A 16,147-nucleotide genomic window follows, 5' to 3' on the forward strand; every position below is an offset into this window, starting at 1 on the left:
GAGTAAGCCATTTTGGTAAAAGCAAACGCTTACAGTTCATCGCTAGATAAAACCGCCTTATTAGAGCAGCACACTGCTCTGGTAAAGCGTATCGCCTATCATTTACTTGCACGCCTCCCTTCTAGCGTCATCGTAGACGACTTAATTCAATCAGGCATGATTGGCCTATTTGAAGCTGCAAATAATTTTGACAGTTCTAAAGGCGCTAGTTTTGAAACCTTTGCCGGAATTCGTATTCGAGGGGCTATGCTCGATGAAATCCGCCGAGGTGACTGGACTCCACGCTCCGTGCATAAAAACAGTCGTATGGTTAGTGACGCCATTAAGCAATTAGAGGCGGAATTAGGTCGCGATGTAACAGATATTGAAGTCGCTGAAAAACTTGATATTTCATTGAATGAGTACCATCATATTCTTAATGAAGTAAATTGTGGAAAAATAATAGGTATTGATGACCTAGGTGTCAGTGAAGATGCTATTTCAAGTTTTGAAGATAAAACGGGGAATGATCCGTATCAAAACATAGAGCAAGTTGTATTTAAAAAATCGTTATCAGAGTGCATTACCACTTTACCGGAAAGAGAAGCTTTAGTACTGTCTCTGTATTACGATGAAGAACTAAACCTACGTGAAATTGGTCAAGTGCTAGATGTCAGCGAATCTCGCGTTAGCCAAATTCACAGCCAAGCATTACATCGGTTAAAAGCGCGTATGCAATCTTGGCAAAGTTAAGTACAATATAAATTAAAGTATTTCGAAATAACTCCCTGGAGGGTGCCTTGGATAAAAACATGAAAGTACTTGTTGTTGATGACTTTTCAACGATGAGACGTATCGTAAAAAATTTATTACGTGACTTGGGATTCACCAATATTCAAGAAGCAGATGATGGCAGTACTGCTTTACCCATGCTTAAAGAAGGTGACTTTGATTTTGTCGTTACTGACTGGAACATGCCAGGGATGCAAGGTATTGACTTATTAAAAGCCATCAGAGCAGATGCTAAGTTGCAACACATTCCGGTACTTATGGTTACTGCTGAAGCCAAAAAAGAGCAAATCGTTATGGCTGCACAAGCAGGCGTCAATGGCTACATTGTTAAGCCATTCACTGCAGCAACACTAAAAACCAAACTAGACAAAATTTTTGAACGTTTAGGTTAATTTTTTTATCGTTGCGTTTTAAGGACGTTTATGAATATGAGTAGCGGTGTCCATGTTTCACTAGAGCAGGCGAAACTTCTAGTTGAGTATCTAGAAACTGGCCAACAAGAAAAAGCCGATGAATTGATTGCAGAAATTCAAAATCCTATCAACTCCGAGCTTTTTGCTGAAATTGGAAAATTAACACGTCAATTGCATGACTCACTGATGAATTTCCAATTGGACTCTAGGTTAAATGATCTTGCTACGGCAGATATTCCAGATGCCAAGGAAAGGCTCAATTACGTTATTGACCGTACAGAAGACGCAGCCAATAAAACAATGGATGCCGTCGAGTCAATTTTTCCCGTCGTTGATACCATTCAACACCAAATTAATACGGTGAAACCTCTTTGGGTTAAGCTCATGCAAAATGACTTAAACTTAGGGGAATTCAAATCTCTTTGTCATGATATTGACGCTTTATTGAAAACGACTGAGCGTGAAACAACTCGCATGCATGGTTTGATGACTGACGTGCTAATGGCTCAAGACTTTCAAGATTTAACCGGTCAAGTTATACGTAAGGTAATAGACTTGGTGAGAGAAGTTGAAGACAGTCTAATTAACATGTTAACCGCTTTTGGTGTTACGCAAGATGAAGATAAAAAGGCTAAACCAACCGTAGGGGAAAACTTGGTTGAAGGGCCTATCGTTAATAAAGAACAACGAGATGATGTGGTCGCTGATCAAGATGATGTAGATGATCTATTGTCTAGTTTAGGATTCTAATAGGAGTTGCTGGATGTCATACGAAGCAGATGAAGAAATTCTACAGGACTTTCTAATCGAGGCTGGTGAAATACTTGAGAGCTTATCTGAGCAACTAGTAGAGCTTGAAAATGATCCTGATAATGCCGATTTGCTTAACGCAATTTTCCGTGGGTTTCACACAGTAAAAGGTGGAGCGGGCTTCTTATCTTTGACCGAGCTTGTTGATGTTTGTCATGGCGCGGAAAATATATTCGACGTGTTACGCAATGGTCAGCGTAAAGTTAATGCAGAATTAATGGACGTTATTTTGCAAGGGCTTGATACGATCAACGATATGTTTGCAACGGTTCAAGCTAGAGAACAACTTACGCCTGCAGATCCAGCTTTGTTAGCTGAGCTACATCGATTAAGTGCACCAGAAGGTGCAGAGGTAGCGCCACCACCGCCTCCGGTTGCAGAACCTGAGCCAGTGCATGAACCTGCAGCAGATTCTTCTTCTGATGAAATGACTGAAGATGAATTTGAACGTTTATTAGATGAACTTCATGGCAGTTCATCTCCTAGTGCTGCAAAAGCACCTGAGCCAGCGAAAACAGAATCCGCTGCTTCGACTTCAGGTGGCGATATCACTGACGAAGAATTTGAAAGCCTGTTGGATGAACTGCACGGCCAAGGTGCATTTAATGCAGGCGTGTCAGGAGAAAAACCTGCAAGTAATTCTGATGAAATTGATGATGACGAATTCGAAAGTTTATTAGATGAATTGCATGGCAAAGGCCAAGCGCCTAAAGCTATTAATACTGAGCCTACCCCAGCGGAACAACCAAAAGTTGAAGCTCCTAAAACAGCAGAACCAGTAGCAAAACCTGCGGCCCCTGCTGCAACGAGTGCTCCTGCGGCGCCAGCTAAACCGTCAAGTTTAGCGGCTAAAAAACCAGGTGAAAAAACTTCGGCCCAAGGTGAAACAACAGTAAGGGTTGATACTCAGCGACTTGACCAAATCATGAACATGGTTGGTGAATTGGTGTTAGTAAGAAACCGTTTAACCAGCTTAGGCATGACGAAAGAAGATGAAGAGCTTACCAAAGCGGTTTCCAATTTAGATGCGGTTACTACTGACCTACAAGGTGCGGTAATGAAGACCCGCATGCAACCGATTAAAAAGGTCTTTGGACGTTTTCCTCGTGTTGTTAGAGATCTAGCTCGCAGCTTAAATAAAGAAATTAAGCTAGTACTAGAAGGCGAAGAAACTGACTTAGACAAAAACTTGGTTGAAGCACTAGCTGATCCCCTCGTGCATTTAGTGCGCAACTCTGTGGATCACGGCATTGAAGAGCCAAGTGTTAGGGAAGCAAATGGCAAACCTCGTGAAGGCACGGTTATTTTGTCTGCATCCCAAGAAGGTGATCATATTCTGTTAACTATCCGAGATGATGGTGCGGGTATGAACGCTGAGAAATTGAAAACCATAGCCATAAATCGTGGCGTGTTAGATCCTGATGCTGCAGCACGAATGTCAGATCAGGATGCATTTAACTTAATTTTTGCTCCTGGGTTTTCCACTAAAACAGAAATTTCCGAAGTATCTGGTCGTGGTGTTGGTATGGATGTGGTTAAAACAAAAATCACACAGCTTAACGGCACCGTTAATATTGATTCTGAACTTGGAATCGGCACAGTTTTAGAAATTAAAGTGCCGTTAACACTAGCGATATTACCAACCTTGATGGTTATTGTGGGTGAACAAACGTTTGCCTTGCCATTAGCGGCAGTAAACGAGATATTCCATTTAGATTTAACGAAAACTAATATTGTTGATGGTCAGCTAACTATCATTGTACGTGAAAAAGCGATTCCGCTGTTTTATTTAGATCAGTGGCTAGTCAGAGGCTATCAGGAAAAACCAAGAGACAAAGGGCATGTCGTTATAGTTCAATTAGGTTCACAGCAAGTAGGTTTTGTTGTTGATAGCCTGATAGGGCAAGAAGAAGTGGTAATTAAACCTCTAGACAGGTTGTTACATGGTACTCCAGGTATGGCGGGTGCTACCATTACAAGTGATGGTGGTATTGCGTTGATTATCGATGTACCAAGCATGTTAAAGTTCTATGCAAAAAAATCTGTTGTAAATAAGAAATTGCGCTCTTAATTCAAGAGCGTGACACATAGAGGTAGTAAATGGCCTATAAAGTCTTGGTGGTCGACGACTCGAGTTTTTTTAGACGCAGAGTAAGCGACATTATCAACAGTGATAAAAACCTTGAAGTGATTGATGTCGCAGTTAATGGTGTGGAAGCTGTTGAAAAAGCCAAATCGTTAAAACCCGATGTTATCACTATGGATATCGAGATGCCTGTGCTTAATGGTATCGATGCCGTTAAGCAAATAATGGCCAGTGCTCCAACGTCGATCTTAATGTTTTCTTCATTAACCCATCAAGGCGCTAAGGCAACCCTAGACGCTTTAGATGCGGGGGCTGTAGATTTCCTTCCCAAAAAATTTAATGAAATTGCCAATACTAATAGTGATGCCGGTAGTATATTACGGCAGCGAGTATATGAAATAGCGAGTAGAAAAGGCTACGCAAGAACGGCTCGTTCTTCTGTGCCACTAACAAAAAGAACTCCTACATCGCCTCTTTCTAGACCAACTACGGTTGCGGAAAAACCAGCTTCAAGACGTACAGCTTCTTTTAAAGCATCAGGTAAGTCTTATAAATTATTGGCAATAGGCACGTCTACAGGTGGCCCGGTTGCTCTGCAAAAAATTCTAACGCAGTTACCGAATAACTTTCCTCTGCCCATTATTTTAGTTCAACACATGCCAGGTGCATTTACCAAAGCATTTGCTACTCGACTAAATAGTTTGTGTCAAATCACTGTTAAAGAAGCAGAAAATGGTGACATTTTAAAACCTGGTTGTGCTTATTTGGCCCCAGGCGGCACCCAAATGTTGATTGAAGGTAAACCACCTAGTGCACGGCTCAAGGTAGTTGAAGATGATTCTTCCCGTGTCGCCTTTAAGCCAAGTGTTGATGTCAGTTTTGGCTCAGCAGCAAAAGTGTTCGGTGATGCTGTGCTTGGTATCATACTAACCGGTATGGGCTCTGATGGCCGAGAAGGTTCTAGAATGCTAAAAAACCAAGGCGCTACTATTTGGGCTCAAGATGAAGAATCTTGTGTCGTATATGGTATGCCTCAAGCGGTAGCAAGCGCAGGAATTTCAACTCAAGATATTTCTATAACTGAGTTTCCAAAGGCTATTCTTAAAGAAATAGGTTTGTAACCGGTAACAAATACAAGGTATCACTGTGATAGTTTGGACGATAGCAAATCAAAAAGGCGGCGTGGGTAAAACCACTTCGACAATCTCATTAGGTGGATTGCTGGCTGATCGCGGCCATAGAGTTCTGCTGGTTGATACGGATCCACACGCGTCATTAAGCTATTATTTTGGTATAGAATCAGAAGATTTAGAACTTAGTGTGTATGATTTATTTGTTCAGGTCTCAACTAAAGAACAAATAATGCAAAGTTTGTGTCCAACACAATACAAAAACATTGATATTCTGCCTGCGACAATGGGGCTTGCAACGTTAGATCGCTCATTAGGTGCTAAAGGTGGCATGGGGCTAGTGTTAAAAAAGGCCATTGCTCAACTTGAAGGTGAATACGATTTTGTGTTGATGGATTGCCCACCGATTTTGGGGGTTCTAATGGTGAATGCACTTGCTGCATCTCATCGTATTATTGTTCCTGTACAAACTGAGTTTTTGGCGCTTAAAGGTTTAGACCGCATGATGAAAACACTTGATATTATGCAAGGAGAACAACAAGAGCCATTCACCTATACCATAGTGCCAACTATGTTTGATAAGCGCACAAAAGCGTCGTTACTTGCCTATAGAAAGCTGCAAGAAATTTACGGTGACACAGTATGGCAGGGCGTTATTCCAATTGATACAAACTTTCGAAATGCGAGTTTAGCGCAAAAAGTACCTTCAGATTTTATGGCGTCATCTAGAGGGGTTTTTGCATATAGAAACTTACTCGATTATTTAATATCTCAAGAGCAAAAAAAGGTTGAGCCTTAGATGGTGGACCCTAAAAAACACAGTGCGTTAGCAGCTAGCAAAAAGCTAATGCAGAATTATTTATCAGAACTGCTGACCGAAGAGCAACCTGTCGCTGATGCACCCAAAAGCGTTGAGCCAGCTCAAAAAGAGAAGCTTGATAAATTATTGCAACAAGCGAGTGTCGCTCATCATATTGATGAAGAAAAACTTGATGCAATCACCTCGACAAAATCAGAAGATGGCAGTGCACTAAAACAAATAGAGCAAGTCACTAATGAAGAGCCAGTAAAAGAGCCTACCATAGAGCCGATACTGGCAACGGCAAAAAGTAGTGCTGAATTAAAAACTGAAACATTAAAAAGTTATCGTGAAGGCCGATTTCAGGCGATGTTTTTTGACGTGGCAGGATTGCAAATTGCTGTGCCACTAATCAGCTTAGGCGGCATTCATAACGTGGATAAAATCAATAGCCTGATGGGCAAACCTGATTGGTTTAAAGGCGTTATGCTTCATCGCGAAGAAAAAATAAACGTTGTAGATACTGCAAAGTGGGTTATGCCAGAAAAATGCAGTGAGCAATTGTTAGATTCGTTGAACTATCAATACATTATCATGTTAAATAATAGTGTTTGGGGATTGATGGCCGAAAACTTAATTGATACTGTAACTTTAGAACAAGAAGATGTTAAGTGGTTATCAGACACTAATAAACGCCCTTGGTTAGCAGGCTTGGTCAAAGATAGAATGTGTGCATTGGTTGATGTAGACGCTATGATTGCTATGCTTAATGAAGGGGATAATGTTCAACCTGAATAATATCGCCAAATTTTATCGTTAGAATAATCTAATCTACGATTAAATTTGATGTATGAACAATGTAAATCTATCTTTATAATAGATTTTTGAGAAATTTAGCTAAAGAGGCTGGCAATATGTCTGACGAAAGACGCAGTGCAAATGACATAGATACTAATGATGAAGTGCTTCAATGGGTCACTTTCAAGTTAGACAGTGAAACATATGGCATCAATGTAATGCAAGTTCAGGAAGTGTTGCGTTACACGGAAATTGCACCAGTGCCTGGCGCGCCATCATATGTGTTAGGGATTATCAATTTGCGTGGTAACGTTGTTACTGTTATTGATACTCGATCTAGATTTGGTTTGGAGTCATCGCAAGTTAATGACAATACACGAATTGTTATTATTGAAGCTGAAAAACAAGTTATCGGTATCATGGTTGATAGTGTTGCTGAAGTAGTTTATTTAAGAGCATCAGAAATTGATGTCGCACCAAATGTTGGCAATGAAGAAAGTGCTAAATTTATTCAAGGTGTATCAAACCGCGAAGGTGAATTATTAATCTTGGTAGATTTAAACAAACTACTCACTGACGATGAGTGGGACGAATTGAAACAATTCTAGTGAAAGATGCCGTTATCGCAACGGCATCATTTTATTTTTATGCAGCAACTTTCCAATTATATTATTCCCATCTGTGCAATTGTTCTTTGTATTCTTTTAATTTTGTTGCTGCTAAAAGTATTTAAACTGTCTAAAAACTTGGCAATATTGCATTCGCAATTATCAGGAAATGATTTGCTCATTGGCGAATTAAAAGAACAATTGGATGGGCTTCGCTCAAATCAAGAACAAAACTTAGCTGCATTAAACAGTTGGCAAATAGAACAAGAACAAGTTACTGGGCAACTTGAGCATAGAACAAAGCAATTCAACGAAAACATCAAAAATATCAAGCAAGAAATGCAGGAGCTTCACGCTCAACAACCTGAAGATAGGCTTTATAGCCGTGCACAAAAAATGGTAAAACTAGGCGCAGGTATTGACGAACTCGTTGCTGAATGTCAACTACCCAAAGTTGAAGCGGAAATGTTAATCGCAATGTATCAACGCCAATCATCCTCGAAAAAATAGGTATTTCTTACAATTTTTATAAACTTTTCTTGTTAATTTATGTATTCAGCTGCTATCGCCTAACAAATGTGCGTGATAAACTTCCGTGGCAAAAATTACCCGTAACAAATTTTGGTAAGGATTGACCACTTTGTCGTATTCAATGTTTAAAAATCTAACAAATAAAGTGTTGTTTGCAGCTGTTTTTGCAACCTTAGTTGGTTGTTCTGCTACGCCTAGCACTCAAAATGACACATCAATAAGCGATCCTAAAGACCCATTAGAGGCGATCAATAGACCGTTGTGGACCTTTAACTGGGAATATGCTGATAAATACGTACTAAAGCCTGCTTCAGAAGTCTATGTTGATAATGTAAATGAAGACTTGCGCGGTGGTTTATACAACATGGCACTCAATTTAAATGAACCTTCTACGGTAATTAATAACTTACTACAGGGGAAGTTTACTGATGCAGCTAAAAGCACAGGGCGCTTTGTATTGAATTCCACCATAGGTATGTTAGGTTTTTTTGACCCTGCTAGTGATTTTGGCTGGGGACGTAAACAAGAAGAATTTGGCGAAGTGTTAGGCTCTTATGGCGTTGGCGACGGACCATATTTAATGTTACCAGGTATGGGGCCTTCTTCAGTTAGGGAAGAGGTTGGGGATTTTGTTGACAGGTATTATTGGCCACTGGCCATTATCGACTTTTGGCCTAACTTGGTGAGAATTGGTATTATCGCGCTAGAAGGGCGTCACCAATTAAAAGATCAAGAGCAGTTACTAGAAAATTCCACTGACACGTATGAATTTGTAAAAAATGCATATTTTCAGAATATGCGCTTTAGAGTCTATGATGGCAACCCTCCTATAGAAATGACAGAGGAAGACGAAGACTTTGAAGCATTCATGGAAGAGCTTGACGACATTGAATAACAATACTTTTTATAAGCATAAACTTGGTTTGATAATGAACAAATATATCTCAATCGCATTGGTTTTACTTGCAATGCTTTTATCGTTTACTGCAAACAGCAATCCGCTTCCATCAAATATTTCGCCGCAGCAACTTGAACAGTTTCGTAAACTGTCTCCTTCGCAACAAAAAGCGCTAGCTCAAAGCATGGGGCTGGACTTTAACGCGATAAAAGCTCAACTCAACAAAAAGTCTCAAAAAGGAAAAAGTGAAGAACAAAAATCTCAAAGTTTTTATCCTCGAGGCACGAAATTTGATGAATTTGGTAACCCTCTTTTATTAGAAGGTGAGTTGGAGTTGATAAAAGAAGAGCAAGATGATGAGTTAAAAGCTTTTGGCTACGATATCTTTGCCAATGAGCCAAATTCATTTGCTCCTTCAATGGATATTGCTGTTCCTGAAGATTATCTGATTGGACCAGGTGATACTGTCTCCGTACAAATGTTTGGTAAGGAGAACGAAGAGTTTGAAGTTCAAGTATCTCGTGAAGGACAGGTTATTCTTCCGCAATATGGTCCTTTTACGATATCTGGGATGACTTTGATCGAGGCCAAAAAATATTTAAGTGCTGAAATTAAAAATAAGGTTCTTGGTGTAGACGTGGTCGTAACTTTGAGTGCGCTTCGGTCTATTAGAGTATTTGTACTAGGTGGGGCATATAAACCTGGCCAATATGTGCTTAACGCCCTATCTAGTGTAACCCATGCTATTATTGCTGCTGGCGGTTTTAATGACGTTGGATCTTTAAGAAATATCCAGATTAAACGAGCTGGTAAATTGGTGTCAACACTCGATTTATATGATCTACTTATTAGAGGGGATTCGTCTGGTGATGTAGTATTAAAATCAAATGATGTGGTATTTATCTCTGCTGTTGGTGATCAGGTTTCGATTGATGGAGAAGTTAAAAGACCAGCTATTTATGAGTTAAAAAATGGCGAGTCTTTTAAAGATGTAATTGAAATGGCTGGAGGTATGTTACCTTCCGCATATCCAGCGGCAACTATTGTTGAACGTTTTAATGAAAGAAACTTAAGAACGGTTAGAAATTTTAACTTTAGTTCAGATGTTGAGTTGAAAAAAACTGCTAAGGGAGGCGACTATGTTAACGTTTTGCCTACTTCTGATCAGTTTGAAGATTCTCTAACTATTATAGGTGCAGTAACCCGCCCCGGGAAATATCAGTGGCATGCCGAACAACGTATTATCGACTTGATACCCAACATCAATTCTTACTTGTTAGAAGACGCGGACCTTGCATACAGCATAATTATTAGAGAAAAAGATCTAGGACGGAATATTGAAGTTCTTCAGTTCAGTTTATTTGCTGCACTTTCAGATCCAACAAGTAAAGACAATTTAGTATTAGAGCCAGGAGACAAACTGTTAGTTTTTTCTAATTTAGAGAAGCAGTTAGATAATTTATCAACACTGGATAACTTTGCCACAACAAAAGAAAAATTGTTGGAAAGAGAAAAAGAGCTAGCAGAAAAGCAATTTGAAGATAAAAAATTCTGGGACTATTACAGTGGTGAGAATAAGGAATCTGCATTTAATCAGATAGAAGAAATTGATTATGCAGAAGAAACATTAAAACAAACTTATAAATCAATTGAAGAATTGACAGGTGTCGTCAATAAAGAACTTGAAATTAGAGAGTTAAACTTTTTCTCAAGAAAACGATTACTAGCACCAGTGATTGACAAGCTTAAAAGTCAAGCTGGTTCAGGCGATCCGATAATGCTGATTGAAGTTGATGGTGCGGTGAAATATCCCGGGTTGTATCCACTTGCAAACAATGGAACATTAAAAGATGCAGTTGCAGCTGCTGGTGGTCTATTAGAGTCAGCTTTTTTAAGTAAAGCGGAAATTACGAGAGACGAAATTGTAAACGAAGAAGCGTTTAAAAGGTCATTAAATATAAATTTGGCAAGTGCTTTAAATGGAAACTCGTCAGATAATATTAAACTAAATAGTAAAGATAGAGTAAATATACATCATATTCCCGCATGGCAGGAGAACCATATTGTTGAACTAAAAGGAGAGTTCAAGTTTCCTGGTAAATATACAATTCGCAGAGGGGAGTCATTAGGCCAACTCATCGAACGTGTCGGTGGTTTTACCGAATATGCTGATGTTAATGCGTCGCTATTCACTCGAGAAAAGCTTAAGCAGATGGAACTTGAAAATCTAATCAAAGTCTCTGAAAGTTTACGAATGGAAATTGCTTCGAAGAGTTTAGCCAGTCGTGATGGTTCACAAGGCGTTGATTATGATCAAGCAAGAAAACTATTAGCAGATCTAACTAGAGTTGAACCCATTGGTCGTTTAGTGGTTGATATACCTGATATCGTGAAATATCAACAAGCTGATGTGATATTAGAAAATGGCGATATTTTATATATACCAACAAAACAAAATTCGATTAATGTTGTTGGCCAAGTGCAAGTTGCTTCTTCTCATATTTATAAAGAAAGACTGGATGCTTTTGACTATGTTGCTTTAAGTGGCGGTATGAAAAAACAAGCCGACGAAGACAGAGTTTATGTCATAAAAGCTAATGGTCAAATTCATATCCCGAGTAATAACAGTTGGTTTGGAGCCAATGACAGTCAGTTACAACCTGGTGATACAGTAGTAGTACCTTTAGATTCTTACTACATGGATGATTTATCACTGTGGCAAGCAGCTACGCAAATCATTTATCAAGCGGCTGTTGCAATTGCAGCTATCAGCAATCTGTAAAAAGTGTAATAAAAAGTAATCAAGAAGGTGAAAAGTTGTATTTCACCTTTGATTACAGCTTTCTTCGAGACTATAATGAGCGCAATTTTTGAGCCTGCTATTAGTGACTTTCCAAGGTTTTATAATGATTGAGACGTTAAGTGCGTTATTCGTTACATTTGTCGTATCTATTGCAACAATAAAAATACTGCTCCCTCTCGCACCACAAATAGGGCTAGTTGATTTACCCAATGCCAGAAAAAAACATGATGGAGCTATTCCATTAATAGGTGGTATATCTATTTATACTGGCGTTTTAATTGCCTCTACGTTTTTTCTTGAGCAAAGCCAACTATTTAATCTTTATTTCATTTCGTCAGCGTTATTGGTTTTCATTGGCACTATGGATGATATTTATGATTTAAAAGTGGCTCCTCGATTGATCTTCCAAGGGTTAGTCGCAACAATAATGGTGTTTGGCGCAGGTATTTACATTCATGACTTTGGTAATATTTTCATGACGGGAAATGTTGATATCGGCAGCTATGGTATGTTGTTTACGATATTAGCCTGTATTGCATGTATTAATGCTTACAATATGATAGATGGAATTGACGGTTTAGCGGGGTCAATGAGTATTGTGACTATAGCATCTGTGGCTATTTTAACTTTTTTGAACGATACAACAGCTGATTTATTGTTACCAATGATACTTATTGTTGCGACTATACCTTACTTGTTTTACAACGTTAGTACTCGCAATCCTCGAGGTAAAAAAATATTTATGGGCGATGCAGGCAGTATGTTTATAGGGTTGACTGTTATTTGGTTGTTAGTTGTTGGAACTCAAGAAACATATATCGGCAAACCCTCTTTTAATGCTGTTACTGCGCTTTGGATTATCGCAATTCCTATTATGGACATGTTGGCAATTATGATTCGCCGAGTTGTTAATGGTGATTCTCCATTTAAAGCCGATAATGGACATATTCATCACTTATTACTTCGAATAGGGATGAAATCTAGAAAGGCACTTTGGAACATTAGTACATTATCAATTGCTTTTGCTTTGATTGGCATATTGGGCGAGTATAAGAACGTTCACGAGTCAATCATGTTAATTGCATTTTTGTGTATATTATCTATCTATTGTTTAGTGAGCATTTTTGCATGGCGCTTTGTTGAACATAAAGACAGAAATTTACTAGCCTCTAAGTAGTAAATAAACCCGTTATTCGTTAACATTGCATTTATCTATTAAATTAAAAAATAACAGAAATTATCTATGAAGAAACAAACTGGCTTTACGATGATTGAATTATTGATCGTTATAGTTATTCTGGGACTTTTAGCTTCATTAGTTGCCCCAAATTTTTTCTCGAATTTAGGCAAAGCTGAGAGGGGAATTGCTTCCGCGCAAATGAGCGCATTTGAAACTGCGCTGGATACTTATCGCTTGGATGTTGGCGCTTACCCTGATTCACTTGAAGAATTAATGAAAAGTGACAAGCCAAGGTGGGATGGGCCATATCTTCCTAAAGAGCTTCCTGTTGATCCATGGGGTTACCCTTACGTATATTCTAAGCCTGGAGAAGATGGAAAACCATACAAAATTATGTCATATGGTGCTGACGGTAAACTGGGTGGCTCTGATAACAATGAAGATATAGTACATAATTAATGAGATTTGAAGAGCTACTCATAGAAGAGTTTGGTGTTTCGACATACGATCTCGAAAAAGCAACCAGTTATCAAAGTAAATATGGTGGCCAACTAGAAAACATTTTGGTAAATATTGGAAGGCTATCAGATGACCAACTTCCAAATATCTACAGTAAGTATTTAAAGCTCCCAATATTGAACTTGTCGGATTGGCAGCTAGACGCTTTGCCAAAAATAGAGTCAGACAAACTAAAATTCTTAACTGAGCGAGCTTGGTTTCCTTTAGTTTGTGAAGGAGAATGTTGGACTTTTGCGTGTAAGTATCCTTTAGATATCACCGTTAATGATTGGCTTAACCGTCAGCAAATAATGGCTGAAATTTATATCGCGTCAGACGCTGACACGCAACAATTACAGCTACTCTTCGAAAAAATGAATGATGTTGAAGAAAGTGAAGAGCTATATAATGGTGACGAAGAAGAAAAACTTAGAGAGCTCGCCACCGAAGCGCCTACAATCAACTTTCTAAATTCTTTAATTTCTAAGGCCTTAAGACAAGGCGCATCAGATTTACATATCGAGCCTTTCGAAGGTCGATATCGAGCTAGGTTTAGGGTTGATGGGGTATTGCATGAAGCTGAGACTATCGCACCCAGAATGCAATTGCCAATTGTGACGCGTTTAAAAATCTTATCAGGAATGGATATTGCTGAAAAACGTCGTCCACAAGACGGCAAAATAGAAATGCGAGTATCTAATCAGGAAATCGACATTCGTGTCTCCGCATTACCTCTGAATGACGGCGAATCAATGGTTTTACGTTTTTTGAGGAAAGATAATGTTCGTTACGACATGTCTGTATTGGGGCTTTCACAAGACATTGAATCGCTCATTAAACAAGATATTAAAACAACTTCTGGGGTAGTTTTGCTAACCGGTCCTACAGGGTCAGGTAAAACCACAACATTGTATACTTTCTTAAACGCGTTAAATAACAAAGACGTCAAGATTATTACATTAGAAGATCCTGTAGAGTACCAATTACCAGGGATCAACCAAGTACAAGTTAATAGTGGTATAGGTTTCGACTTCGCCGCCGGTTTACGTAGTATCGTTCGCCAAGATCCTGACATCATTATGTTGGGTGAAATTCGAGATAAAGAAACAGCTCAAATTGCACTACAATCGGCGTTAACAGGGCACTTGGTTTTTTCTACCGTGCATACCAATGATGCTGCAAGTGCTTATACTCGTTTGCTAGATTTAGGGGTTGAAGAGTTTTTACTTAATGCTGCTCTTGTTTCAATTGTTGCACAGCGGTTGGCGAGAAAAATTTGTCCAGAATGCAAGGTGGCTCATCCAGAAGCAGAATACTTGGAAAATAAATACAAGTTAGTTGAGTTGGCGAAACGATTTCATTTATCTCGAATTGATTTGAGTCTAGGACAAGGATGCGAAGCTTGTGCACATACTGGCTATAAAGGCAGGATGGCGATTACGGAGTACTTGCGTTGTGATGATCAAATTAAAAGCATGCCTAAAGATGGCAACTTTTTAACTAAAGCAAAAGAACACAATAACGATTTAAACAGAAGAACGTTATTGGAAGATGGCTTATATAAAGCGGTACTTGGATTAACTACTATTGACGAAGTTATAAGAGTCGCGGGCTAATGGCAATTTTTGAATACTCGGCATATGATCAGTCTGGAGGTAAAGTTTCCGGTCAGATTGAAGCAATCGATAAGAAACATGCATTGGAGCAACTCACTAAAAAGCACCTTTACACGTCAGATATAAAGCGGTTAGACGCTAACAAAGGTTCCCCGTTTTCATTTGGTAATCGTGTTTCGATCGCCGACCTAGAGTTTCTCACTTCTGAATTAAGCCTTTTACTGGAATCTGGAGTAAAAATAGACCGCGGTATTGATATCATTAAAAGAACAAAAGCTAAGCCGGCTTTGGCAATGCTATTGGATTCTCTTAGCCGTGATCTAAAAAAGGGCAAAAGCTTGGCAGAAGCCTTTGGAGCACACCCGAACACTTTCGATGCACTTTACTGTAATTTAATTCAATTAGGTGAAGCATCAGGAAATCTAAGCGATGTGTTTGGGAGTTTAGCAACTGATTTAAAATTTAAACGAGAACTTCAGCAAAAAATTATTAGTTCATTGGCATACCCAAGTGTCATTTTTTTTGTTTGTATTTTAAGCGTATTTTTTATCTTCAATTTTATCATCCCGAAAATGGCGCCCATGTTTGCAAATGCACAGGATCTTCCTTGGTATACTATAGCAATGCTTTCTCTAAGCGATTGGATGGTAAAATACCAAGGTTTTTTGATCTTGGGATGCGTTGCGACAGTTTGTTTACTGATTTATGCGGCTAAGCAAGAAAACTTTAAACGTTGGTGGCAGTTAAAAAGTTTAAAATTACCTATTGTTGGAAAAGCCGTTTTAACTATTGAACGTATTCGATTTAACAGCGGCTTAGCAATGATGGTCAAATCAGGGGTTCAAATTGATCAGGCAATTCAGTTGTCAGCCGGTAATATAAGGAACAGAGAATTGCGTCGCGAAATGGATGTGGCCAAGAAAAAAGTGAAAAGTGGTAGTCAACTTACACCTGCTCTGCAGCAAAGCTCTTTATATCCAGACTTTTACATATCACTGCTAGAAGTCGGTGAAGAATCTGGTAATTTATCCAAAGTGTTTGATGAAATTGCTAATCGTTCCCGCCAAGAATTCGAAAGCTGGACGCAGCGCATAACAACATTGTTAGAGCCTTTAATGATACTTTTTATGGGAGGCTTTGTTGGCGGTGTAGTTGTTATGATGTTAATGAGTATGGTCTCTATGAATGAGATAGGCTTTTAACTTA

15 protein-coding genes are annotated in these 16,147 nt (G+C 38.9%); all 15 read left to right on the forward strand.

The genetic code is table 11. The features are described 5' to 3' along the window. Window positions 1-12: 12 nt before the first annotated feature. The 15 genes from IE199_RS02525 (at window position 13) to IE199_RS02595 (ending at window position 16,143) form a co-directional block, all read left to right on the forward strand. On the forward strand, window positions 13-732 hold the full coding sequence (locus IE199_RS02525) for an RNA polymerase sigma factor FliA (protein WP_373304747.1): 720 nt from the start codon (window positions 13-15) through the stop codon (window positions 730-732). A gap of 47 nt (window positions 733-779) precedes the next feature. Next, window positions 780-1,163, forward strand: coding sequence for a chemotaxis response regulator CheY (gene cheY, locus IE199_RS02530; RefSeq protein ID WP_189767132.1), 384 nt, complete (start codon window positions 780-782; stop codon window positions 1,161-1,163). Between the two features lie 30 nt (window positions 1,164-1,193). Next, complete coding sequence (locus tag IE199_RS02535; RefSeq protein ID WP_189767133.1) at window positions 1,194-1,934, forward strand: protein phosphatase CheZ; 741 nt, start codon at window positions 1,194-1,196, stop codon at window positions 1,932-1,934. 13 nt (window positions 1,935-1,947) lie between these two features. Next, a complete protein-coding gene (locus tag IE199_RS02540; RefSeq protein ID WP_189767134.1) occupies window positions 1,948-4,065 on the forward strand; it encodes a chemotaxis protein CheA in 2,118 nt (705 codons plus the stop codon). Between the two features lie 29 nt (window positions 4,066-4,094). Further along, window positions 4,095-5,201 carry a protein-glutamate methylesterase/protein-glutamine glutaminase gene (locus tag IE199_RS02545; protein ID WP_189767135.1) on the forward strand — a complete coding sequence of 369 codons (1,107 nt, stop codon included), beginning with the start codon at window positions 4,095-4,097 and terminating at the stop codon, window positions 5,199-5,201. A gap of 25 nt (window positions 5,202-5,226) precedes the next feature. Continuing rightward, window positions 5,227-6,009, forward strand: a complete 783-nt coding sequence (locus tag IE199_RS02550) for a ParA family protein (RefSeq protein ID WP_189767136.1) — start codon at window positions 5,227-5,229, stop codon at window positions 6,007-6,009. Continuing rightward, window positions 6,010-6,807, forward strand: a complete 798-nt coding sequence (locus IE199_RS02555) for a chemotaxis protein CheW (protein ID WP_229854491.1) — start codon at window positions 6,010-6,012, stop codon at window positions 6,805-6,807. It abuts the gene before it with no gap. Between the two features lie 116 nt (window positions 6,808-6,923). Beyond that, window positions 6,924-7,415: a chemotaxis protein CheW gene (locus tag IE199_RS02560; RefSeq protein ID WP_189767137.1), complete on the forward strand. Its 492-nt coding sequence runs from the start codon at window positions 6,924-6,926 to the stop codon at window positions 7,413-7,415. 147 nt (window positions 7,416-7,562) lie between these two features. Continuing rightward, window positions 7,563-7,925 (forward strand): DUF2802 domain-containing protein, encoded by a 363-nt coding sequence (locus IE199_RS02565; RefSeq protein ID WP_189767138.1) that lies wholly within the window; start codon window positions 7,563-7,565, stop codon window positions 7,923-7,925. Window positions 7,926-8,055: 130 nt separating this feature from the next. Then, the gene (locus IE199_RS02570) at window positions 8,056-8,841 is read left to right on the forward strand and encodes an MlaA family lipoprotein (RefSeq protein WP_229854492.1); all 786 of its coding nucleotides are present in this window, start codon (window positions 8,056-8,058) and stop codon (window positions 8,839-8,841) included. Between the two features lie 34 nt (window positions 8,842-8,875). Next, window positions 8,876-11,626: an SLBB domain-containing protein gene (locus IE199_RS02575; protein WP_189767139.1), complete on the forward strand. Its 2,751-nt coding sequence runs from the start codon at window positions 8,876-8,878 to the stop codon at window positions 11,624-11,626. Between the two features lie 124 nt (window positions 11,627-11,750). Continuing rightward, window positions 11,751-12,824 carry a UDP-N-acetylglucosamine--undecaprenyl-phosphate N-acetylglucosaminephosphotransferase gene (gene wecA, locus IE199_RS02580; RefSeq protein ID WP_229854493.1) on the forward strand — a complete coding sequence of 358 codons (1,074 nt, stop codon included), beginning with the start codon at window positions 11,751-11,753 and terminating at the stop codon, window positions 12,822-12,824. A 66-nt stretch (window positions 12,825-12,890) separates the two neighbouring features. Continuing rightward, window positions 12,891-13,286, forward strand: a complete 396-nt coding sequence (gene gspG / locus IE199_RS02585; RefSeq protein ID WP_189767140.1) for a type II secretion system major pseudopilin GspG — start codon at window positions 12,891-12,893, stop codon at window positions 13,284-13,286. Then, on the forward strand, window positions 13,286-14,941 hold the full coding sequence (locus tag IE199_RS02590; RefSeq protein WP_189767141.1) for a GspE/PulE family protein: 1,656 nt from the start codon (window positions 13,286-13,288) through the stop codon (window positions 14,939-14,941). Before gspG ends, IE199_RS02590 begins: the two co-directional genes overlap by 1 nt. Next, window positions 14,941-16,143, forward strand: a complete 1,203-nt coding sequence (locus IE199_RS02595) for a type II secretion system F family protein (RefSeq protein WP_189767142.1) — start codon at window positions 14,941-14,943, stop codon at window positions 16,141-16,143. Before IE199_RS02590 ends, IE199_RS02595 begins: the two co-directional genes overlap by 1 nt. The last annotated feature ends 4 nt before the right edge of the window (window positions 16,144-16,147 follow it).

This window comes from Thalassotalea marina (genome assembly GCF_014656435.1).
GTDB classification, from domain to species: Bacteria; Pseudomonadota; Gammaproteobacteria; order Enterobacterales; family Alteromonadaceae; genus Thalassotalea_C; species Thalassotalea_C marina.

Bases quoted from the DNA above. Each gene is read 5' to 3' on its own strand.
- IE199_RS02535 (WP_189767133.1), top strand. From the start codon at position 1,194: ATGAATATGAGTAGCGGTGTCCATGTTTCACTAGAGCAGGCGAAACTT.
- IE199_RS02540 (WP_189767134.1), top strand. From the start codon at position 1,948: ATGTCATACGAAGCAGATGAAGAAATTCTACAGGACTTTCTAATCGAG.
- IE199_RS02545 (WP_189767135.1), top strand. From the start codon at position 4,095: ATGGCCTATAAAGTCTTGGTGGTCGACGACTCGAGTTTTTTTAGACGC.
- IE199_RS02555 (WP_229854491.1), top strand. From the start codon at position 6,010: ATGGTGGACCCTAAAAAACACAGTGCGTTAGCAGCTAGCAAAAAGCTA.
- IE199_RS02560 (WP_189767137.1), top strand. From the start codon at position 6,924: ATGTCTGACGAAAGACGCAGTGCAAATGACATAGATACTAATGATGAA.
- IE199_RS02575 (WP_189767139.1), top strand. From the start codon at position 8,876: ATGAACAAATATATCTCAATCGCATTGGTTTTACTTGCAATGCTTTTA.
- wecA (WP_229854493.1), top strand. From the start codon at position 11,751: ATGATTGAGACGTTAAGTGCGTTATTCGTTACATTTGTCGTATCTATT.
- gspG (WP_189767140.1), top strand. From the start codon at position 12,891: ATGAAGAAACAAACTGGCTTTACGATGATTGAATTATTGATCGTTATA.
- IE199_RS02590 (WP_189767141.1), top strand. From the start codon at position 13,286: ATGAGATTTGAAGAGCTACTCATAGAAGAGTTTGGTGTTTCGACATAC.
- IE199_RS02595 (WP_189767142.1), top strand. From the start codon at position 14,941: ATGGCAATTTTTGAATACTCGGCATATGATCAGTCTGGAGGTAAAGTT.